The 22,772-nt window shown below is 51.0% G+C and carries 18 protein-coding genes; 5 read left to right on the forward strand and 13 right to left on the reverse strand.

The window, feature by feature from the left end:
• Window positions 1-126: 126 nt before the first annotated feature.
• A complete protein-coding gene (locus tag F0P93_RS08050; RefSeq protein WP_225309411.1) occupies window positions 127-2,049 on the reverse strand; it encodes a tetratricopeptide repeat protein in 1,923 nt (640 codons plus the stop codon).
• Between the two features lie 169 nt (window positions 2,050-2,218).
• Here F0P93_RS08050 and F0P93_RS08055 point away from each other — a divergent pair, with 169 nt between their 5' ends.
• Complete coding sequence (locus tag F0P93_RS08055; protein WP_225309412.1) at window positions 2,219-2,776, forward strand: VOC family protein; 558 nt, start codon at window positions 2,219-2,221, stop codon at window positions 2,774-2,776.
• A gap of 92 nt (window positions 2,777-2,868) precedes the next feature.
• Here F0P93_RS08055 and F0P93_RS08060 read toward each other — a convergent pair whose 3' ends face one another.
• Both F0P93_RS08060 and lysM read right to left on the reverse strand, forming a co-directional pair.
• Window positions 2,869-3,687 carry a hypothetical protein gene (locus F0P93_RS08060; protein ID WP_150875884.1) on the reverse strand — a complete coding sequence of 273 codons (819 nt, stop codon included), beginning with the start codon at window positions 3,685-3,687 and terminating at the stop codon, window positions 2,869-2,871.
• A 147-nt stretch (window positions 3,688-3,834) separates the two neighbouring features.
• Entirely contained in the window at window positions 3,835-4,308 is a 474-nt protein-coding gene (lysM, locus tag F0P93_RS08065; RefSeq protein ID WP_114405577.1) for a peptidoglycan-binding protein LysM, read from the reverse strand.
• Between the two features lie 243 nt (window positions 4,309-4,551).
• Between lysM and F0P93_RS08070 the strand changes: the two genes are divergently transcribed.
• A complete protein-coding gene (locus F0P93_RS08070) occupies window positions 4,552-5,337 on the forward strand; it encodes a porin family protein (RefSeq protein ID WP_150875885.1) in 786 nt (261 codons plus the stop codon).
• A 54-nt stretch (window positions 5,338-5,391) separates the two neighbouring features.
• Here the strand turns inward: F0P93_RS08070 and F0P93_RS08075 are convergent, their stop codons facing one another.
• The 3 genes from F0P93_RS08075 to F0P93_RS08085 all read right to left on the reverse strand — a co-directional run bounded on the left by F0P93_RS08075 (window position 5,392) and on the right by F0P93_RS08085 (window position 9,990).
• Complete coding sequence (locus tag F0P93_RS08075; protein ID WP_138989449.1) at window positions 5,392-5,727, reverse strand: winged helix-turn-helix transcriptional regulator; 336 nt, start codon at window positions 5,725-5,727, stop codon at window positions 5,392-5,394.
• Window positions 5,728-5,845: 118 nt separating this feature from the next.
• Entirely contained in the window at window positions 5,846-6,256 is a 411-nt protein-coding gene (locus F0P93_RS08080; protein ID WP_150875886.1) for a RidA family protein, read from the reverse strand.
• Between the two features lie 11 nt (window positions 6,257-6,267).
• Window positions 6,268-9,990 (reverse strand): PAS domain S-box protein, encoded by a 3,723-nt coding sequence (locus F0P93_RS08085; protein WP_150875887.1) that lies wholly within the window; start codon window positions 9,988-9,990, stop codon window positions 6,268-6,270.
• 226 nt (window positions 9,991-10,216) lie between these two features.
• Between F0P93_RS08085 and F0P93_RS08090 the strand changes: the two genes are divergently transcribed.
• The 3 genes from F0P93_RS08090 to F0P93_RS08100 are packed head-to-tail and all read left to right on the forward strand — an operon-like array spanning window position 10,217 to window position 12,127.
• Window positions 10,217-10,549 carry a PKD domain-containing protein gene (locus tag F0P93_RS08090; protein WP_150875888.1) on the forward strand — a complete coding sequence of 111 codons (333 nt, stop codon included), beginning with the start codon at window positions 10,217-10,219 and terminating at the stop codon, window positions 10,547-10,549.
• A 14-nt stretch (window positions 10,550-10,563) separates the two neighbouring features.
• Window positions 10,564-11,406, forward strand: coding sequence for a hypothetical protein (locus tag F0P93_RS08095; protein WP_150875889.1), 843 nt, complete (start codon window positions 10,564-10,566; stop codon window positions 11,404-11,406).
• Window positions 11,407-11,416: 10 nt separating this feature from the next.
• A complete protein-coding gene (locus F0P93_RS08100) occupies window positions 11,417-12,127 on the forward strand; it encodes a hypothetical protein (protein WP_150875890.1) in 711 nt (236 codons plus the stop codon).
• Here the strand turns inward: F0P93_RS08100 and F0P93_RS08105 are convergent.
• The 7 genes from F0P93_RS08105 to F0P93_RS08135 all read right to left on the reverse strand — a co-directional run bounded on the left by F0P93_RS08105 (window position 12,124) and on the right by F0P93_RS08135 (window position 22,728).
• Window positions 12,124-12,987, reverse strand: a complete 864-nt coding sequence (locus F0P93_RS08105; protein ID WP_150875891.1) for a WG repeat-containing protein — start codon at window positions 12,985-12,987, stop codon at window positions 12,124-12,126. The genes F0P93_RS08100 and F0P93_RS08105 overlap by 4 nt on opposite strands.
• A 195-nt stretch (window positions 12,988-13,182) precedes the next feature.
• A complete protein-coding gene (locus F0P93_RS08110; RefSeq protein ID WP_150875892.1) occupies window positions 13,183-14,235 on the reverse strand; it encodes a hypothetical protein in 1,053 nt (350 codons plus the stop codon).
• A gap of 117 nt (window positions 14,236-14,352) precedes the next feature.
• A complete protein-coding gene (locus tag F0P93_RS08115; protein WP_150875893.1) occupies window positions 14,353-15,624 on the reverse strand; it encodes a hypothetical protein in 1,272 nt (423 codons plus the stop codon).
• A 27-nt stretch (window positions 15,625-15,651) separates the two neighbouring features.
• On the reverse strand, window positions 15,652-19,236 hold the full coding sequence (locus F0P93_RS08120) for a hypothetical protein (protein WP_150875894.1): 3,585 nt from the start codon (window positions 19,234-19,236) through the stop codon (window positions 15,652-15,654).
• Between the two features lie 136 nt (window positions 19,237-19,372).
• On the reverse strand, window positions 19,373-20,869 hold the full coding sequence (locus tag F0P93_RS08125; protein ID WP_150875895.1) for an FtsZ/tubulin family protein: 1,497 nt from the start codon (window positions 20,867-20,869) through the stop codon (window positions 19,373-19,375).
• A gap of 112 nt (window positions 20,870-20,981) precedes the next feature.
• On the reverse strand, window positions 20,982-21,356 hold the full coding sequence (locus F0P93_RS08130; protein ID WP_114405564.1) for a hypothetical protein: 375 nt from the start codon (window positions 21,354-21,356) through the stop codon (window positions 20,982-20,984).
• Window positions 21,357-21,456: 100 nt separating this feature from the next.
• Window positions 21,457-22,728 carry a hypothetical protein gene (locus tag F0P93_RS08135; RefSeq protein WP_150875896.1) on the reverse strand — a complete coding sequence of 424 codons (1,272 nt, stop codon included), beginning with the start codon at window positions 22,726-22,728 and terminating at the stop codon, window positions 21,457-21,459.
• Window positions 22,729-22,772: the final 44 nt, after the last annotated feature.

Raw genomic sequence — 22,772 nt, forward strand, 5'->3', positions numbered from 1 at the left:
CTCCGGAGGAGCGGTCTAAAAACATCTTCAGGCCGCTCCTCCGGAGCTACCACGAACTGATGGATGCTATATTTACTATTGACAGGACAGGTCTCCGGCCTTAATTCAAACAGCTTCTTAAACTTTTTACCTTACCGGAAACCGTAGGGCAGGAACCGCCGTTGGTGTGGGAGCACTAGGCAACACGGCTTCATGTTTCAGGCTGTCGGGTAGAATCTTCACATCCAATCCAAGCTGTTTTTTCAGACCTTCCCAGTTGTTACGGCCATCCTGATAGGCCGGGTTGACCATCATCGACATGTTGTAGAAATACGAAGCGAGGTGGTAGCGACGTTCGTTCTGGTAAATCACCCCGAGGTTGTTGTAGGCCGGTGCGTAATTGGAGGAGGCCCGAATCGCCTGTTTGTAGAAATACACCGCCGAATCCCGGTTTGGAATCAGCTTCTGGTACGAATAGGCGATCGAGAAAAAAGCTTCACCGAAACCGGGGTAAATTTCCGTCGACCGTTGCAGGTGATAAATGGCTTTGTTGAAGTAAAACCGTTTTTGCTTCGGGTCTTTTTCTTCTGCACACTTGTTGATCCACTCATTGGCTACATGCCGGTTGACCTGGCAACTGTTGGAAGCATATTCCAGGCCGCTGTTGAAAAGCGTAAAGTTGTCCTTCCAGTCTTCATTCCGAACCACCGTCCGGAAGCTGAACAACCCGCCAACCACCACACACAGGCCGATCAACACACCGTAGCGTTTGAGTACCGGCGCACTGTCCGACAGGTTCAGCCGTTTGGCCAGCAACAGATCCAGGCCGGCAACGGCGGCAATGACAAAGCCCAGAATCGGGGAATATAAAAACCGTTCGGCCAGAATACCGCCCCGGAACAGCACGAAGCCCAAACCGGGAGTCATGGTGATGAACATCCACGTCAGGCCGAAACCCCAGAGTGACCGTTGCCAGAAGCCTTTCCAGGCCAGCCAAACCAATCCGCCAAAAGAAAACAGCCCCAGCAAGGTTTCCCAATCGCTGAGTTTGCCGGAGGGAATGACGTTATACGAGTAGTCGTACGACAAATGGAGCGGAAAAATCAGCAGCCGGGCATATTGGGCGAAGAATTTGAAGGTGGTCAGAAACTTCGTGTTTTCGAGCGCATACGGATAGTTGGCCCAGTCGACCGGCGGATTCCCGCTCAGGGTTCCGATCATTGTCTTTTTCTGCCAGAAAAACAGGGCCGTTACCACCAGATAGGGCCAGATGCTGATGAGCGATTGAAAGAAATTCCGTTTGGCGAAGGTATACTGCATGATCACAATCAGCCCCAATCCTACCAGTGACGATTCTTTTGAAAGATACGTCAGATACATCCAGAAGGCCGAAAAGACAATCCAGCCTTTCTGCTGGGTTTCCAGGTATTTCCAGTAGGTCAGCATCACCAGCGTAATGAACAGGAAACTCAGCATTTCATCCCGGCTTTTGATGTTGGCAACCACCTCGGTATGAAGCGGATGTGCCATGAAGAGCAGTGCAATCAGGGTGGTCAGGACGGTGCGGCCCGGCAACCATTTCTGCAACAGAACTACCAGAAAAAAACCGGTCAGGGCGTAGATTCCTCCGTTGATCATGTGGCTGATGTGCGGATCGCCATTGAAATATTCTTTTTCCAGCGCAAAAGTGATGAGTGCCAGCGGGCGGTAATAGCCGAGTGATATGTTGCTAAAGTGCCAGAACTCGGTCTTGAGCAGATCCGGAATGCCTTCGATGCCTTTCTGAACGAACAGATTCTGGGTAATGGCCGCAATGTCGTCCAATGCCAGCCCGTGGTTGAATGTGTTGGCGTAGAGGGCGAATCCGGCGACTGCCACCAGCAAAGCCCAGGGCCATTGAATGGACCGGGGCGCCAGTGGTTCCGAGAGGGTTGGGAACGCCGGTTTAGTCAAGGAAGCCGCGGGGCGCGTAACCGCCGTTACCGGTCTGGATGTGGGCTTGGTTCCCCCATTGGGTGTAGGCCGAATGAGGGGTTTTTGACTCGACGAGGATTGATTCTTCTTGGACATACGAACGGGTCAGGTCAGTTTTTTGTAGCGATGGTACGTTTGTTTAGTAAAGCAACCTTTCATCTCGATGGTTATTTGTAAAATTGGCAAGATTCCTCCAAAAATCAATGAAGGATGTTGGTCGAATCCCAACAATTGGTTGGTAAAGTCAGTTAAACCAGTACAGTAAGTGTCCAGCAAATACCTTGCCGGGCGAGGATCGGAAGTGGGTATCCTGCTCCCGAAACGGATGGAATTGTCCATTTCCCGGAATGGGTATAAACCGGAAAAGAAATTCTATGGACGGTATTTAATCTTTTTTCTTATTTTTCCATTTCATTTCCATCCGGCTCCTGCCAGTTGGGCAACTGATCTGTTTTATATGGCATCCGCTTTTCTGGGCCTACGGACTATAATTTACGCGGCACCTGATTTATTCAACGCGAAAAACTGGTACTCAACCATTCTGGGTATTGATCCGTATTTTGACGAACCCTTCTATATTGGTTTTTCCGTGGGTGGCTACGAACTCGGGCTCGATCCGGCGGCCAAACCCTCGGACGGCAGTACGATTACGTACTGGGGCGTTCCGAACATCGAAAAAGCCTGGGAACACCTGATGAGCCACGGCGCCAGCGTGCATTCCGGCATTGAAGAAGTAGGTGGTGACATTAAAGTCGCCAGTGTGAAAGACCCATTTGGCAACGTGCTCGGCATTATAGAAAATCCGCATTTCAAGGCGGAGTAAGCTGGTCGGGGTCAACCATAAGATTTTGTAAACCATTTTTGTTGACCCCGGTCATTCAACCAAGCGGTATATTTTTTCAAATAAGATAATCATTACTGACAATCATATTTGTATTCTCTAATATTTATGTGCGTATTATCTTGATTGTATATTTTACGGATCCTCCTTGTTACTTTACCTTCATTATCAAATTTATATATGTATTCCCCTATGCTATTCGGAATACTATACCCATAGACCGATGTAGTCTTAGTTATTAAATTACGGTCTGCCTTACCATTAAAAGGAGTGGGATTAGGAATATTAAGTTTTGTCAAATCAAATTCAGCGGTTGAAATACTAGAACCACTTTCTGATTTAACTGTATTTCCATCAGAAATTGTGTTTTTAAATCCGTAATTATCTTTAATAATATATCCTTCACTATTGTAGATCACATCTTTATTGGAAATAAAACCATATTCATTAAGGGTATGAGTAAATTCTCTGGTTTCGCTGGGCCAACCTTCATGCACAAATTTTATTTTTAATTTGCCGGGAGTATATTCATAAGTATACATTTCTTTTCCTCTAACAAATTGGTTGGAATGAGTCTGTTCAATCAATCTGTTCTGCAAATCATATTTGTACCCATAAAAATCCTCTCCCGAGGACGACAAAGCATATTGAGAACCGTCTATTTCAACAATGTCAATTACTTTACTATGCCCAAAGTCAAAATAATTATCCCCAATTTTTATGTCTTCATTTGGTAATATTTTATGTATTTCTACATCCCTAACTTCAGAGAGAAGACAATTTTCATAGGGATTTGCTGCCGGTTGCAAATGATCCTGAATCGTACAAGATTCAAGTAGAAATAGCAAACAAATCAGTAACAAACTAGGACGGAGGGAGAAAATTAAGTTCATTATCTTAAAATTTAGGTGAGTGGATATTAATTTAAATGTACAAGCAAATTTAAAATAAAATATAATAGTTCCTGCTTGCAGAGGTTATAAAAATAAAAAAGACGTCTCTGCTTGGAGACGCCTTTCCCTATACTCAGAAAACCCTACCTACAACCGCGGAATCCGCAGCACCTGTCCCGGATAAATCAGGTCCGGGCTTTTGAGCATCGGTTTGTTGGCTTCGAAAATAATACCGTATTTCATGGCATCACCGTAGACTTTCTTGGAAATCGCCGACAAGGTGTCGCCCGACTCGACCGTATGGTACTGACCTTCGGGCTCCGGGGCTTCCACCACCAGGCGGTTATCGACCTGGTGAACGCCTTCGACGTTCCCAACGGCCAACGCCAGTTTTTCGGCGTCTTCCTGGGTAGCCACTTCGCCTTCCAGCACCACCGTGTCGCCGGCGGTTTTAACCGTCAACTTCTTGTACGACAACCCGAGTTGCTTGACGTGGTTGAGCAATGCGCTCGCTTTGAGCGGCTCTACTTCCGCAGCCTTAGCCGGTTCGGCAGCCGGCGCTTCGTGTTCTTTACCGAAAACTTTTTCCCCTACACCTTTGAAAAAACTGAGCAGTCCCATGGATTTTGTGTGTTTGATTAACAATGAATTGGGTTTGAATAGAACAACTGCGAACAGGGCGGAACTGTTTGAAGACGGAGGTCCGACGGGCTCCGCAGTCCTAGTTTAGACGCTAAATGTATCGGTTAGTAATCAATAGTCGACAAATTATTTTAAAATCTATTTACGACTTGGCAGAGTTTTCCGTTCTTGTGGCAGGGAGTGGTGCAATGGAGCACCAAAACCGTAACGACTTTATTCGGGATGAAACTAATTGGGGTCGCTTGTCTTGTCTTTCTGGTCGCCAGCGAAGCACAAGCGCAGGGCGGTATGGAGTTGGGAATCAGAGGGGGAGGCACTTTTACCCACGGGTATACGGTCATTCCGGCCCAAACGCTGTCGCCGGGTCTGGAACTTCCCCGGATCCGAAATTCCAACAACGGCATTGGCGTCGGTTTTTTCGGCAGCGTGTGGGCGCGAAAAAACTTGGACCGGTTTTTCCTGCAAGCCGAAATCAGTTATTCCTCGCTGGTGCTGAAACAGAAAGCCCCCATCGACCGCATCGACGTGGCTGCAGCAAAGGAGTTTGGCGTCAACCTGCCCAACATTCGGCCCGGAACGCTTTACGCCCGGTTGAACACCACCACCGAACCCACTCTCACTTCGTTGAATGTTCCCCTGTTTATTGGCAAACAAGGGAATGAAGGCAAATGGCGTTTCTACGGTGGCCCTACTTTTTTGTTCACTTTGAAGGCAGAAGCGGCCCGAACAGCATCGGGGCAGGTTGAAGCCAGTGCCAGCTTGCCCAGCTTTGCCATTTCGCAAATATCCGACCAGGTTGATCTGACCAATCCGGATCAGGCTGGCATTCTACAGGTAAAAACGTTCAATTTTGGGGCTGAATTTGGCGCGGGCGTTACGTTCCTGAAACGGCTTGAAGTCGATGTCCGTTACGGCTTGCCCGTTGGGGGCGTGTTTAACGACAGTGGGATTACCGGTTTCATCGGGTATGCCACGTTGACGCTGGGGTATAAACTGGCTTATTTCTGAGAAACATTCCACCCCAGACGCCAAAACAACTCGTGCCTGCGCCCGGGGTGAAATTCACATAAAAGCCTGACCTACTTCGCGGAGGAGATCGATCACGGGCAAGACTGTACGCCCTTTTTCGTTAAGACTGTATTCCACCCGGGGCGGAACTTCACCAAATGATTGCTTGTCGACCATTCCCAGTTCGACCAGCTGCTTCAATTCATGAACCAGCACTTTCTCGCTGATTCCGGGAACCCCCCGTTTGATTTCGCCGTATCGCAGGGTCTTTTCGCGGAGCAGGTGAATGATAATGAGCCGCCATTTCCCACAAATAACTTCAACTGCCTTCTTGATAATCAGTTCGGTAGAGATAATTTCTTCGCTCGTTTGTTTTAGTTCGGGTGTCATTGGTTAATAGTACTTACCTTTTGGTGGGTAACCCACTGATTAAGAGATTATTATGTGCAAACGAAGCAAAAATACAGTATTCACAATTAAGATGGAATGGGTTCTGAAAAATGATTTTTCAATTTGGAATCCTATCATTTTCGGGGATTAAAAAAGCCGTTACTTCGATCTCTACCAACAAATCAGGATTGATCAAAGCACTAACCTCAACCATCGAAGTTGCGGGTCGAATGTCCTTGAAAACCTCCCCGTGCGCCCGCCCTACATCTTCCCATTTTGAAATGTCGGTAACGTACATCCGTGTACGTACGACGTCGTTGAGCGTTGCACCAGCCTCCGCCAGCACCTTGCTGATTTTTTGCAGTATAAACCGGGTTTGTTCGTAAATGTTATCGCGACCAATCAAGTGGTCGCCGTCCATCGCGGTGGTACCCGAAATTTCGATTAGATTGCCGACACGAACGGCACGGCTGTAACCGACCACTGGCTCCCAGGATGTGCCGGAAGAAATGAGTTGACGAGAAGACATGAATTTATCATTTAGCCGGCTTTTTCGGCGACCAACTTATCCAGTGTATTTTTATATTCGCTTAAAAACAGCTTGAATTCTTTATCGAGCAGGTGCAGATCATCCGCCAGGGTAGTGCTGTCACTGACCTTTAATTTGCCTTCGGCTTCCCGAGCCACCTGGGCAATGCGGGCCACACCAATGGTTCCGGCGCTGCCTTTGAGTGTGTGCAGATGGCTTTTTACCGTCGGAATGTCGCCTGCGGCATAGGCTTCGAGTGCTTCCTGCACCAGGGTGGTAGCTTCGATTTCGAAATCCTCGTAAATCGACGTCACCAAATCCCAGCCCCCCACCTGCTCCAGTTGACCAATAATTTCGGGGTCGACCATCGGCATCTCCGGTTCGCGAATGGTTTCCAGTTGTTTGGAGCGCATCTGGGCCGCTTCCCTGAAATCCTTGCGGGCATCTACCGTTTCTTTCACTTTGGAAATCAAGCTCTGGGCCCGAATCGGTTTGGCAATGTAGTCATCGAGGCCCTGGCTTAGAAACCGATCCCGGTCTTCGCGCATCGAATACGCTGTCATGGCAATCACCGGTGGCAACTGCGTGCCGAACAGACTGCGCAGTTTCACCGTCGTCTCGACCCCGTCCATATCCGGCATCTGAATATCCATAAAAATCAGTTCATACGGGCTGGCGTTTTCGGCCATGGCCGCCGTCACTTTGTCGATGGCTTCCTGTCCACTCGATGCGGTTTCGACCTGGCAGCCCGATTTTTTCAGGATTTCGGTCGCCACTTTCCGGTTTACGGCATTATCATCGACCAGCAATAGATACGGATGATGATCTTTAAACACATTTTGCAACGAGATTTCAGCCTGATCGGACTTCTGACTCGTGGGGCTGATCAAGGTTTCTTTCAGCTCAATCGTAAACCAGAAGTTACTCCCCTTGCCGGTCGCCGATTCAACACCGATCGTTCCTTTCATCAGAGCCGCCAATTCCTTCGAAATAGCCAGACCGAGGCCCGTTCCACCGAAGGATTTGCGCGACGACATTTCGACCTGGCTGAATGAATTGAACAGAAGGCCCAGATCATCTTTCGCAATGCCGATGCCCGAATCCTTCACCTCCACCTTAATCCGGTTAAATTTACCCTTTTTACTGACCAGCGAAGCCTCGACCGTCACTGCGCCGTTCTCTGTAAATTTAATGGCGTTTGACGTCAGGTTGGACAAAATCTGCAGCAGCCGCGTTTGGTCGGCAATCACAAACCGGGGCAGTTTTTCGTCCAGATGATAGCTCAGTTTGTTCCCTTTCACACTAGCCTGTTGCCCAAAAAGTGATACCAGTTTGTCGAAAACTTCCCGGAACAAAATAGGGGCTTCGTGCAAAGCCATCTTCCCGGCTTCGATTTTCGACAGGTCGAGAATATCGTTCAGGATGTTCAGCAGCGTTTCCGACGATTTTTTGATCGTTTGCACGTAATCCTTCTGATCCTGATCCAGGGGCGTATCGTTGAGCAGGTCGATCATGCCAATCACCCCGTTCATCGGCGTCCGGATTTCGTGGCTCATGTTGGCCAAAAACCGCTCCTTCACCTTCAGCGACCGCTCGGCTTCGTCTTTGGCCTTCATCAGTTCCTGGGCGTTGCGCTTCAGTTCGGTAATGTCGCGGGCCAGAGCGGCCACTTCATCCACCCGACCATTCTTGTCGTTCAGCGTCAACATGTTGAGCATAATCTGCCGAATCGTACCATCTTTCCGGTGTAACGTGGCCTCAAAGTTTCGCAGGCTCTTGTTCCGAATCAATCGCACGAGCGCCCGACGAATATCCTGCTTATCGATGAAGTTGGTAATCGGCTGACCCAGCACTTCTTCGGGTGTATACCCGGTTCGTTTCAGAACTGACGGGCTAATCATCGTGACGAGCCCTTCGCGGTCGACGCGGCAATAAATGTCCTGGAGGTTGACGAAGATACCCCGGAATTTTTCTTCACTGCCGCGCAGCTCCAGTTCCGTCCGTTTCCGGGCGGTGATGTCGCGGGCAATTCCCGAAACCTCCTCAATGACGCCCCCCGAAAGCAAAATCGGATTCAGATGCACCTCCAGCCAGGCTTCACTTTTGGTAGTCTGGTAGTGCAATTCGACCGTTTGCGGCAGTCCCCGAAACGCCAGCCGGTATTTTTCTTCCAGCAACCGCCGGTTTTCGGCCCCGATGATCCGCCAGCCCAGCTTTTCGGTCGTCACGTTCAACTGCGGAATTTCGCCCAACTGGTTCTCGATCAGCCGCGTGTAATTCCGGTTGAAGGATGTCAACTGGAAGCTTTTGTTCACCGACCAGATCAGGTGGGAACTGCTGTCGAAAATCGCATTGAGCCGGGCGGTTTGTTTGTTGATGGCGGCTTCGTCCTGCTTCCGGGCAATGGCCAGCGCCACCTGTCCCGAAATGAATTCCAGCAATTCCAGATCCCGGATGTTGTAGGCATCGGCCTTGTCATAGGCTTTCACACCGATAATCCCCGTAATGCGGTCGCCAATCCGGAGCGGAACGCAAAGCATTGCTTTCGGAATTTGCCCGTACAAATAGAGGTTCTGCGTGTCGGCCAGTTGCTGAATATCCTGCTCATAGAGAAACAGCGGGCGGTTGGCGCGGATGGCGTATTCGGTCAGACCGTTGCCCAGCTTCCGCTTCGTAAACCGCATTCCTGTAAAATATTCATCGACGTAATACGGGAAATACAGAAAGCTTTTGCTCTGGTCATACAGCGCAATAAAAAAATTCCGGGCATCGATGATGTTACTCAGTTCATCGTGAATATTCTGGTACAACTCGTCCAGATTTGGTGCGTTGAGCGTCCAGTTGGCAATGCTGTAGTAGAGTTTCTGGGCTTTCTCCGCGCGGATGCGGCTCGTGATGTTGTGCAGAATACACCGGTACGCGGTCGGTTTTCCCTGATCGTAGCGGCAGTTGACGCTGCCCGACACAAAGACAGTTTTGCCTTTCTTACTCTGAAAAACCGTCTCGAAATACGGAAATTTCTCCCCGTCCCGCACCCGTTGCAGCCGCATCAGCGTGCTTTCAGCATAATCGGGGTGCAGGACATCCTGCAACGTCAGCGAGGCAATTTCGTCGGAACTGTATTCCAGCACCTCGCGCCAGGCCCGGTTGACAAACATAAATTTGCCATCGAGCGTCACCAGTTGAATCAGGTCACTGGTGTTATCCACCAGATCCTGCAACTGCGAGTTGGAATACGACAGGGCGGAAGCGACGCGCTTTTTGTTGGTGACGTCTTCACCAATAAAGGTATACGACGGAACCGCCGTATGATCGGCAATGCTGTTGATGATGAACGAATTCAATTGAACATTCCGCACGGCACCGCTCTTGGCCAGGAGGCTGATTTCTTTCTGCTCCACCACGCCCCCGCGCGCAATGGCATCGTCGAAATCCCGCTGCATCTGCACCCGCTCGCCCGCCGGAATAAAAATCTCGAAAAAGTTTTTTCCGATGACATCGGTCGGTTGCCAGGCCGTAATCCGCAGGGTATACTGGTTACAAAATGTCACCGTACCGTCTTTCTCGATCGTTAACCCAATGAGATTCAATTGATCAACCGTTTTGCTGACGTCGAAAACCGACGCATGCGGCAGTTGTGAACTTCCGTCCAGTGAGTTTCGTATATCGACTTCCTTGCTCAGCCGCCGAATCTCGGCGACCAGCTCATTTTTTGTTTTCGCAGTCCAGGACATTAGCAAAGTGTGGGTGTTTGGAATTCGGCGTATTTCAGACTTGCGGCCCCGGTTCAAACCCTGATTTCCAGGCGGGCGATCATTCCTGAAACACGGCAACAATACAGAATAAATTTACAAAAAAATACCGGCAATGTGACAAACGTTTGTTTGCTTATCGGAATGGCATTATTTTGGAAGAGCATTTCTGTTAATTTGATTAGTTTCGCAAGCCTATTGAACGACCATGATAAAAGTCTTTATTGCGCTGGTTCTGATCAGCCTGTGCTGTGCCGCCTGCGAACCGTTTGACCTGGATCAGAAGAGTTTTCCGATATGTGAAAAACCCGAAGGAACCATCGGTTTCACGGCCGCCAAACTGGAAGTTACTTTTTTTCTGGAAAATAAGAAGGGTGATATTGGAGCGGTAGGCTGGGATCTGGGCGATGGGCGCAATCGTTCCGGCAATCAGTTCACGGTTTTTTACGAGAAACCCGGCACCTACAACGTTACGATGGTTCTCGCGAACCAATGCGATGATAAGCTTTCCGTTTCGCGCCTGGTTACTGTCACCAATTAGCTTTCTTCTCCGCTATGCATCAGCAATACGCACTTCTCTGGCTGAAACGATGGGTTGCTTTCTTTCTGGTGCTGAATGCGTTACCCGCTGTCAGTCAGGTAGCTGTAACCAATATCCGCGTCAATGTCATTGAAGAGTCGTCGGTTGAAATCCTGTACGACATTACCGGAAACCAACCGGCCGATTCCGTCTATTTCCGCTTACGCAGCCAGATTAACGGCGTCCTGAACCCCGCTCCGCAGTTTATTTCCGGCGATTGGGGGCAGGATGTTTCGCCGGGCACCAACCGGCGCATCGTCTGGAGAGCCCTGGAAAACGGATTTGAGCTGGATGAAAATATTCGGGTAACTCTGTTGGTCAAAGTGATTCCGGGTGCCGTGCGAAAACCGGCTGAGTCCGTCACAGAAAGTCCCATCGATCTTCCGAAAAAAAAATACCGGCCTGGCGGCCCCGAATTTGCCTTGCTGTCGGTGATTGCCCCCGGTGTTGGCAACATTTTTGTCCAGTCGCCCAAACCCGTCATTGGCCACCGGCTGGGCGTGACGGCCACTTGCTACGGTCTGATGCTCTACGGTTTTATGGAACGCAAAAAATCGCGCGACGACTATTCGCTCTATGAACAGCAACGCAACCGCACAGCCGCACAACCGTTTTACGACAGTGCTAACGACCACCACCACCGGTATATGATTGCCACCCGCTTGTCGGGAGCCATCTGGATTACGGACATTGTGGCCACATTGATCAAAGGCGTACGCAACCAGAAGCAGCGCATTAAGACCGTCGAGCCGAAGATCAGCCTGAAACCGGGTTACCAGTCCGGGTATCCGGTTGCGGTGTTCCACTACAAATTTTAACGACTACAGTATGATGCGTTTCGCACTCATTTTGGGAGTTCTGTTCAGTCTGCTCGGAGAAAGTCAGGCGCAGGTTGGGGTCTATTCGGCGTCCGGTTCGTGGGTACACGTGAAAATCAAAGCAAAGAATGCGGCATCCGCTTCCAACCGGTTGTTTATGGAAACTTTCACGGATAACCGGAACCGCTGGCTCATCGGTCGACGGGGAGCTTACGGGTACGACATGTCCCAGAATGCCTACCACATTTACAAGCAGGCTGATGATTCACCGACTTCGGCCTTTAGTTACGTCTCCATTCCGACGGCCCTCAATCTGAACAAACTGGACACCTTCATGGTCCAGGTCGATCTGGCTGGCCCCAGCGGCATCATTCCCGACGCAGGCTTGCTGATCGGGGTCAAAGACTCGTTAAATTATTGCCACTTTCGGATCAACAACAAAAACCAGGTGTCTGTCAAATACGTGATCAACGGATTGAGTTACACCATCTACATGCGGGGGGATTATGTACCGGCGGGCATTCCGCTCTCAACGACGAAGAATACGCTGACTGTTCGTAAAAAAGGGGAGCAGATTCATTTTTACCTCAACGGGCGGGAAATACCGACTAGTCCGTACCAGTTCCGGCAGTACCAGGGCAACGGCATTGGCTTTGTTTCGACGACCGACGGCACGCAGTTTCGGAACCTGACGGTGAGTGCTGGAGCCGGTCCGCGTTAATTGTCGTCCCGAATGCGTCCCCCGTCCCGGTCAACCACAATTTGCTGACCATCCAGAACAACCGTCGCCTTTCCGTTCAGGAAAGGGGTCACGTCGTCATACACCGGGTCGATGTGCCACTTATCCTTCTGATCGACATAGCCCCATTTTCCTCCTTTGCGGGCCGCCCGTAGCCCAAAATCCCCGACCTGGCTATCGACCGAATCATACGGTTTTGTCGGAACCGCCGTTGCCGGTTCGGCAGGTTCCGAAGCTGCAGCAACCGGAACCTGCGTGGTTTCAGTAGGCGAAAGAAGTGGAGTGCTGTTTTTTGCAACGGACTCGGCGGCTGTCGGCAGCAGCGCGACTTTCTTTGCGGCTTTGCCCACATTCGGCTGGCGAATGGTCTCTTTAACCTGGACTGCCCCACTGCTCCGGGTTTGTTCCAGTTCAGCTACCTCATCGCGACCAGCTCCGCTGTCGATTTCGGTCAATTTTCCTTTCCAAAGCCACAGCAGGATGCTCACAAAAACGATCACCAGCGCAATCAATACTTTATTGGACTGACTGAATGGCGTGGATATGGGGTGAACCGATACATCGCCGGATAGCGTGGCTACGGGTTGCTGGGGCTCAGCTAACCATATTTTTGCTTCTTTTTGCCGCCAATCGGTCGAAATAAGCTGTTCCCGAAGGGATTGACCTTTGGGTGTTTCGAGGGCTTCGTAATTATGCTCAAGCAGGTACCCTATGATTTCCTGCGTCAATGTAGTTTCATCGGACGGAATGGCAACAAACAGCCGGTTGATCACGTGAGCCGGGACGTGTCGGTCGTAAGGGCCAAAAACCTCTTGTATTTTCTGACGAATGGTATCGATCATTTCATGCTTCAGTTAGTAAACGAAGAAACCCATTCATTTAAGACTCTCAAAAGTTACGAAAAGTCATATAATCTTCATAATTTTTTACGCGATCGGCTTCAACGTTCTTTCGGATAACCGTCTGACACCGTGTCTGTTTATTTTTCTGATCATTCGGTATCTACTTCCAGTGAAGTCATCTGGAGTCAGCGGTCTTTAAGACGTTAGGAATGCTTTTGGGTAGGGGTAGGCATCCAGCCGGTGGCTCGTCTGTTTCTTGGAGCTTTTCCGAGTCGGTTCCGGCTCCGGTTCTTCGCCCCTCGTCATCCGTAACACGACCCAGATCAGCACCAGAGCCGATAAAATGGCCAGGCCAATCAGAGCGGCATCCGAAAAGCTGCTTTTTTTAGGCGGTTCCGGCGGCACGACCGGAGGTGGCAGAATCGCCTGCGGGTTTCCGGGTAATGGCCCGCCACCCGCTGGAAACCGGTTTGCCGGATTCACCCCCGCCGGAGCAGGCGTTGTGGTATACCCGGTCTGGGTTTTTACATAGTCCGTCGGTTGCGGTTTGGATTGCTCCTTCTCCCACCAGCTCAGGTGCCGCCAGTCGGTCGAAATCAGTTTTTCCTTCAGCGTATTGCCTCGGGGCGGGTTTACCGATGCGTAATAATGTTCCGACAGATACAAGCGGATTTCTTCGGCCAGTGCCGCTTCATCGTAATCAACGGCTTTGAACAGAAATTTCAGACTTTGCGCCTGAATATGCTTGTCGTAATCGTCCAGAATACTCTTGATTTTTCGCCGGACCGACTCCACTTTTTCAACAACCGGTGCCGGGATAGGCGGACTTTGCGGGTTTGCCTGCGAAACAACCGGACCCGATCCGTGGCTGGCCGGCGAAACGGGTTCCTCGCTTGCGGACGAAGCCGGAAGGGCTTCCAGAATAGCCGGAATCCACTGTTCGGTTACAAAAGCCCGCGACAACTGAACCCGTTCGGCTTCGGCGACAAACTGGTTAATGTCCGTTTCCGACAACTGGTTGTGGCGTTGCAGGGCCACCGTGACCATCTTCTTTTTCAGATCCAGAATCTTCCCGAAATCACGGTTTACCTGACGGCTGATGTCATTGACCAGGCGGGTAAAATCCGTAATTCCCAGTTCATTGGCCTCCGCCACAAGCCCCTTTTGTCGCCACTGCCAGTCAGCCAGTTCGCCCTCATACAGAACGACTTCATTTTTAATTCGATCCCGTAATTCTTCGAGTGTCATGATCTCCGTAAATCCCTGTTCATTGTAGCGAAGACCGGTTACAAGGCAAGCAGCTATCAGAATAGTGAAAGTAAATACTATCTTGTTACCAAATAATCCGGGCTGGGTATTAAATTACTAAATAAATCTAATTTTTGCTTTTTCTGTAATCTTCCATTTGTCGCCCTGAAGTGTTAATCGCCCTACTTGCTCCGTCCGGATCCGGCTGTTCGGATTGGGTTGCGTCAGGTACTCACAGGCATCGTTGAGGTACGAATACGGATCGCTCAGTGCCAGCCGTTGGGCATCCGCATTTTCCGAAACCTGGTAAGTAGCCTGCGTATCACCTTGCAGGCTGATGTCAAAAACCGTATCGCGTTCAGCAGTAGCCAACAAGCCTCCGGCGCTAAACCCGTCACCCAAATCCGCCGTTCGGGCGTAGAGAGCCGTGGGTTTTGAGGGCAAGGTCGGGGTGCGAAAACGATTGGACGGACGCGCTGTTTCCGGCTCAACTGGCGCTTCCTGAACCGGTGCTACCACTTCAAGCGGCACTTTAACCGCCGGAGCAGCCGGTTTTTCAGCCCGGTTTTGTTCCAGTAACCGGACGGCTCTTTCAAGGGCTTCCAATTGTGCATTCAACTGAAAATTTTCATTTGTCTGGTTTTTGCGTACTTCAAGTTTACTGATGCGGTCAGACAGTTTCGCTAATTGAGAGTCAAACTGCACATCACGAGCCGATTGCTGCGGCTTCTGGTTCTTTAAGACGAGATACGCCAGAAAAGCGACGGCAACGAGACTCAGTATTGATAAAATAAGCGCAAAACTATCCATAGCATTCCAGTTTGATTGAGTGGGTGATGGGGTGGTTACCGGTGTTTTTTCAGCACTTTCCGCCGGATTGACGGGCGCATTTTCTTCCGTAGCAGCAACTTGCTGCGGGGGAGCTACAACGGCAGGCCCCGCGCCTAAAGCGCTGGTAATGATGCCGTCCAGGGTGGTTTGAAAAGCCGGATAACCCGGTAGCGTCTGCCGGGTTATCCGGTCTCCGGTGGCTACTTTCTGAACCAGAAAATCTTTGACGCCTTCCAGAGCTGTGCGGGGCTGGTTGATCTGCGCGATGTTCTGAGCCGCTCTTTTTTTGGCGTCATCGGTCAGTTTATCCGCCCCGACGAGGTCGTTTTGGGCAATGAATTCCTTTAACCCCTCATAGGAGTCACAGGCACATTGTTTCGACTTGACGTTCGGAAAGGTCTGGGCATCCGTCGCCAGAAACTCCACCGTCGCTTTGGTCATTAGAAAAGCCGCCTGATCGAGTTTCCGCCGGTATTCCGCATCCGTTTGGGCAAAAGCCGGTCTGTTTAGAAGCAACACGCCAAGCAACAAAATCCAGCGGGTAGTTTGACAGATCATCCTTTGAAAAGAAAGTTTAGTTGAGTATTACGATTCGGCAATGTACTTCGACAGCTCATACAACGCGTGTTTGAGCGGCAGAAAAAAGTAGGTTTCGCCCAGGGCATCATTCGGCCGTTGTTCAAAACCCATCCGCGCCAGCATGTAGCTGTCGTAGAGCCGTCCCCCGCGCGTAATGTCCGCGCCGACGAGGTAATCGACATACCGTTCGGGCGTCTGGATGTTGTATTCGCTCAGGAAATAGGCGATGTCGCGGTCGTGCAACGTCAGTTCCAGAAACCGCTTCATGTTGTGTAAAACCGAGTGGTGAAACGCCTGCTGCGGGCTGACTTCCCCAATTTTCGTCCGGCGGTATTCAAAGGCAAAGGGGTTTGCCCGCTCCTGCCCTTCTTCGGCGGCCGTTGCGGGTTCGTTGCCCCAGTAACAGGTCGTTTCCCGGTTTTCATACTGTGCTTTTTCGCCACCGGCGTTTTCGTACAAAACCGCTCCGTTGGCCGTCGTTTCCTTCGGATTGTCGGACAGAATCACCTCAAAATCCGGCGGCACCGACTGTTTGGAATACGCCTTGAACAGCATTTTGGTAAACTGAATCAGGCGCGACCGCGACCCGAGCATTGCCAGATACTGACTACCCCGGCCCGTAAACGTCAGGTAGCGCGGCAACGCCAGGTTGTGCGACTCCAGCAACTGAACCAGGTGATAAACAATCGAGCTGTAGTGCAGGTAGAGTACGATCCGCAGGGCCGGTTTTCCGTCCTGAATCGACTGCGTAAACTTGAAGTGACTGTCGTACTTGAACAGCAAACTAACAATATCCTCAGCGGTCAGCTCCGGTTTGTTCAGGAAGGTGTCGAGAATCGAATCTTCCCGGGCGGGGGTTTGATTCAGTGTTCGGCGGTAGGCCAGGTAATTTTTGACAAAACCGCTGTCTTTCCGGTGCGATGGATGGCCCTGTTCGTCCAAACCGCCCCCCCAGATGTCGTAACCGGCAAACCGGAACGACGTATTCAGATACCGGCCCTGCTGTTTCATGAACAGCATGATGTCGGCGGTTCCGCCACCGATGTCCACATTGACGGTATCAGCAAAGGATTTGACGCCGTTTTTGACGAGGTAGAAGTATGGAGCCAGCGACTCCGGTACCGGTTTGACCCGGAAGTTACTCGTGGTGCCAAAAACATTTCGGGCGGCCTGTTCCCACTCATGCACCAGATTGTCTTCCGTGACGGCCCGCATGCTCGAAGGCGCCAGCCAAACAATGCTCGTCTGCTGCACATTACCCTGATTCAGAATCACTTTATTCCGAATCAACAGCAACAACGTTTCGAAAAAGGCCCGAACCCGGGGGCGGTTTAAGGTGTCGCCCGGCTGGTTTTCAAACAGCCATTTCAGGTTCGTTACGTAGTGATTGACGCCCGTGCTGCCTTCCTCCAGATCGATGTTAAAGCCCAGATTAACTTTGGAAAACAAATTGTTACCGCTGTCGGTAAAACCGCTTTTCTCGTACACCGTGGTCCGAAGCGGGAATGCGAACGGCGAGCCAAATTCCTTGCCGATGATGGCCGGAATAAACTCCCGCCGAACCAGTTGATCGAGCTGCACCAGACCGCCAAAGCTGACCCGTTTTTCGTATTTGTCGTACACCGTCTGCGCTTCGTAGCCTTCATACGGTTTGTTGAACAGCACCATTTGTAGCTCGTCTTTGTCGAGCGACGTGTTCTGGTCGCTCACCGTCAGGGCTTTCGGCTCCACATCGCCCATCGCGGCATCAGTGTAGGCGATGTGCGTATTGGACGTTCCGAAGTCGATGGCAAACGTAAAGTTCTTGTAGCCTTTTTCCGAGATGGTCGTAAACTGCGGCAACACCAGGCCCCGGTACGGAATACCGCTCCGCTCCAGCCGGATTTCCATGACGTCGAATGCCTGTGGAACTTTGTAATAATACGAGGCTGGCAAGGGATCGACTTTCGGTGAACGGGCTTCAGGAGCCGGAACGTTGAGCGGTTTTCCCGCAATAATATTCGGTAACTCGTAGAAATGCACCGAGTTGTGCGCCCGAAAACCAATGTTAGGATCGCTCACATCGGCCAGCATCACATAATACTGGTTCATGGACTGCAAATCGGGAACCGTAACGCGGTAGAATGGGAAAAACGCCAGACCAGCCCGGAAGTCGATCACGGTTTCCGGTCGGGCCAAATTGTATTCTTTCCGGAATTCAATCGTCCGGTTGTTCCGAATCGGAATGCGAAGGATGGCGGTTATGATTTTATCAGTTCCCCGGTGTTCCACCGAAAAGGCGAACTGCTTTTGCAGATCGTCGATTCGGAAGAAGTTAAAATACTCTTTCCGAACCGGCAGCAAAAACTCACATTCGCCGATGGTTCCGGTAAAAAACCGCTTATTGTTGATTTTAAACGGTACCTGAATCAGAAAATCTTCCAAAAAATCGTCGGTTGTCAGGAACGGATACCGTACGTTGTCGACGCCCGGCAAATACCGTTCAGCCAGCAAACCGCCTTCGCTGAGGTTGTTCAGCAGCGAGCGCATGATGACCGTCTGCGGGTTCCAGTTGGTATTTTTCACATACCGCCCGGCCACATCCATCCGCGACGCCAGTGCCAGCGGTTTCCGAACGTTGGTCGGTGCGCCGTTGCGGCTTTCCTGCTGGTAATACGAAACCGTGGGCTGCATGACGAAGTCGCTGTTTTCTTCAATATCATCCAGCACGTCGTTTTCGCGTACCTTATACAGCGCCAGTCCCGGAAGTACCTGCAAGGTCGAGTTGCCCTCGCCACCAATCTGAATCGGCTCGAAGTTTGCCAGCGTCGTGTTCGCTTCGACCGGAAGTTGGGTGGTATTGTCAAAAAACGCTTTGTAGAGGAATTCGGAAAAACCGCCTTTCGATGGCAGCAGATCTTTATACTGATCATAAAGCCGTCGCAGGTAAGTCACAAAAGCCGTGTCCCGATCCTGCAAAGGCACATATTCATTCTGAAACAGCATCCGGCCCGTCGTGCTTTTCGGCGGATCGATGAACTTGTTCTGGCGTTCCTGCTCCCAGTTGGGCGACGTGAACACCAGCGACAAGGGCGACGTTCCACCCAGCAGCGCACCTTTGTAATAGATCAGCGTAAACTGTTGCAGGGTCCCCAGTTCGTTGCGAAAATCCAGTTCCAGGGCTTTGGCCAGAATCTGGTGCGCGTGTCGAACGGTGGTCGAGGGGTTGGCTTTTTTCCGCAGGGCATCCAGCCGCTCGGCGCGGTTCCAGACCCGGTACGTCAGATCGGCACTGTTCCCGGCCTGAAACAACAGTTCAAGCATGTCGAGGGCGTGCGAAACCAGCACGTGATACAGCGACAGTTCGCGTGGAAGCTGGTTGTTTTTAATCATCCGAAACGCCGTATCGAACAGATACAGCCGCGCGAAGGGCGACGGAATCGATGTACCGGCTTTGGCAGCGGCCCCGGCCGCACCCCCAGCGGCCCCGGAGAGCGTGTCGGGAATGTGTTCAATGCGGTTGCCCGTCAAGCCCGTTTGCGAACCCGTCCAATCCTGGTGGTTCTGCTGGCTGACGTTGGGGTCATTATCAATTCTGAGAATATGTGGCATGAGGTTCGAGAGATCAAAGAGGGGTTATTTCGCAGAGTTAAGCGGAGGAAATCAGAGTTTATCAGAGAAAAAGTTTTTCAAGAAATACTCTGATAAACTCTGATTTCCTCCGCTCAACTCTGCGAAACAACTTTTTTTAAACAGCAGCGTCCGACAGTTGCCGGTTGAGCGGGCCGAGTTTTTCGCGGGCTTTCTCCGCAATTTCAATCAGCAATTGCATAAACCGTTTTTCCGGTTCTGGGAAAGGCGTTTGAAACGTATTTTCGATCTTTCCGGCCTGGTCGCGCAGGAATTTTTCACTGAGACCTTTGTCGAAGAAACCGGTTTCGATCCGCTTCGAGCGTACCATGGCATTGAAATCATTCAGCATGTCGAACGGATAAAACGCCCGGTCGTTCTGTGCCATTTCGTTCAGCCAGTTTTTGAAATGGTGCGTCATGAAATTCTCCAGCGATGTATAAAACGTGTTGGTGCGCAGGTTCTGGGAAAGGGCCAGGTTTTTGGCAAACGCTTCGCCCAGGTTGGTCGGCACAAAGTCGGTGAAGAACTTCGTCGCGTAGGCAAACCGGATAAGGGGTTCGAGGATGCCGTTGTAGGTCTGGTCGTGAAAATGGGGCAGATCGAGCGTCCGGTCGTTGCGTTTCAGGCCGTATTCAAAATACCGCTTGGCGTCGCTGAACTCGGCTTCGGGTTTATTGGCAAAATCCAGAATGGCCGCAGCCGCCAGCATCTCCACGACGTGGGCGTTGTTGGTCTGCTTCGAACCGCCTTCCACGTTGGGGTAGAGCTTGCTGCCGGGCCGGTCGCCGATGTAATACAACGCATCCAGGTTCACCTGCGTCTGGTAATACGAAAGCGCAGCCTTGGTTTTGGACAAAAACCGGTTCTGGTCGATGGCACTCTGGCTGTTTTCTTCCAGCGCAAAATACGGCATCACCGTCACCGCGCCTTTTTTGGCATTGCGGATCTGGATTTTCTGACTCGGATGTTGCAGCAACTTGACCAGTTGCGGAAAACCGGCCGAACCCGTACCCCCAAAAATGGAGCTGATGACGAAAATCCGGTCGGTCTGGTCGTTGAAGGCACCGGTGAAATATTTATACACCGCCGAGTCTTCCAGCGCGTTGAACACCACACTGCCGATGTTCGGATTTCCTTTGAAACCCACCGACAGATTCAGTTTCAACTCCGCACTCGTGGGCCGGGCCGAGTTGTCATAGAGCAGTTTGAGCAGTTCGCGGTCGATGTCGTCCATGCTGCTGACACTCAAAAACTCTTCAAAAGTCCCCTCGTGATCGGTCAGTTTGGGCAACACCGAATCGCCGATTTTCTCCTGCGCATTTTCGGCCTGAAGCGTCCCGAGCGGTTGCAAAGGCGTGGCAAAAAACGTCCGCCGTTCGGTCTGGCTGCCCTGACTGGCTGCGGTGTCTTTATACGCCGTCCGGCGGATGGCGCGGTAGAGTTCAACCTCCCGCAACGCCCGTTCGGTGTCTCCGTTCTGCATGTCCATGTCGAGCAGAATCGGGATAATGGTCAGGTCGGCGGGGGTTTTAGATCCGGCGGCCAGTAACATGGTCAGCGAGCGAAGGACGCGGGCGCCCGTACCACCAATACCAAAAAGAAATAGTTTCATAGAAAAAAGGTCTGAACCCGGATTGAGCTGATTTTTGTGATTGAACTGATTTTAATGGAAGTACAATTCCTGACTTGTATCCGTTGAATCAGAAAAATCAACTCACTCCCGGTCAAAAGGGGGTTCTCTTCGCAAAAATGGAGAACCGTTTCAGGAGTAACGAAAAAACGAAAAAGTAAATTAGCGCGTACAATAAGTTTACGCCACCAAATCCCTGCATGTAACTGTCGGTATCCTCGGCACCGGTGGCGTCGAGGGCGAACCAGACTGCATACCCAAATCCGAAAATACCGGCGATCACCAGCATGATGACCCAATGGGAGGTCCGGTAAAAAATGGACTTCCAGCGTCCCAGAATCAGGTAAAACAAGGCCGCCAGGCCCAGCGAGAACAAGAGAGTAAGAAGACCAACGGGCGTAAAAATTTCGTCGGCGTAAATAGGGTCATTGTTCTGGCCCAGCCAGAGTTCATACAGGGTTACAAACATGGGGATGAAAGTTAGTATTTGTGTTTTATTGCCCCCACCCCCCTCAAGGGGACTTCTAACCCGGAGGTTTTAGCCCCCTTCAGGGGGGTGGGGGCAGAATTTACTTCTCTAATTTTAAATTCAGCACCAGAAAATCGTTGTTCGACGATTGGTACGCTTCCTTGACGCCGTTCATCAGGTGAACCAGCGCAAAGGTTTTGTTAAACCGGCTGCTGGGCGTTCGGTCGTCCAGGGTCGACCAGCCAGCGGCATACCAGTCATCAAACCGCACCGGCAATTTAAGGATAACATCGGCCTTTTCGTCATACAGATTTTCTACCCGGAACGTTAGCACGTGGGAGTTCTGGTTGAGTAGTTTCAGCTCCCGTTCTTTCAGTCGATTGGTAGCAACTTTTTCTTTTTTCTGAACGTTGATCAGCTTGACCGTGGCATTGGGGGCCGTTACGACCAGGTTTTTCCGGATGAAATCTTCCGCCTGCGCGTAACTCGGTAATCCGTTCAGGTTGACGCCCACCGCAAATTCAGCCGGAGCCGCCGGTTTGACCGTCAATTCGGCCAGGCCCGCTTTTTCGGCGCGCCACTCGCCTTTTTTGTTCAGCGAAAAGAACAGATCGAACTGTTTTAGCGCCCCACTGGCTCCAAAATCCAGTTGCTTGGCGGGTTTAGTAATCATCAGTTCGTTCAGCTTCCGATTCAGATCGCCGACTAGTTCCTGTTTGCCAATGATCCAGATGTAAAACGGCCGGGATTCGCCCGTCAGCTTGTGTTTGTTATTCTGATAGTCGTAATAGGTGCCGTTGAAACCGGAGCTGTAGGCCAAAACCGTGGCACTGATGCCCTGCTTTTTCAGGCTGGCAAACTGGTCGTTGATCTGGCTTTTGAGAACGCTCTCGGCATTTTGCCGGTTGATTTCCGGGTTTTTCCGGATTTCCGCATCCGGAAACGACAGAATGCAATCCGACACCAGCAGAGCGACGGTGTTTCCTTTCGCCTTCTCTCCTACCTCTTTGAAAATTTTGTGCAATTCCGAACTCCGCTCGGTGGCCAAAGGCGTTGTCGCCAGATTGACCACAAACTGATTATAGCCTTCTACAAACGGTTTGGGTTTTCCGGCAATGGTCCAGACTTCCACCGGCGCAATCTGGTTCAGTTTCGTCACGACTTCGGAAACCGCGACCTTGAAATTCGTTTCTCCTTTCAGATACCCGCCCATACTGGCCGAGGTTTCCATAAAAAACAGGATGTTGCTGATACCGGCGGGTTTGGCTTCGGGCGGTTTTTCGGTCTTTTTTTCTTTCCGGCCGCAGCTTTGGAAAAACAGGAGGAGTACCAGAAAAAACAGGCTGGTGGCCCGAAGGGGTGATTGATTCATTCGTTTGTGCACGTCGTATGGTATCTGGTTTGAAACCGGTTCCC

Origin of the sequence: Larkinella humicola, assembly GCF_008727875.1 — a bacterium.
Classification (GTDB): Bacteria; Bacteroidota; Bacteroidia; order Cytophagales; family Spirosomataceae; genus Larkinella; species Larkinella humicola.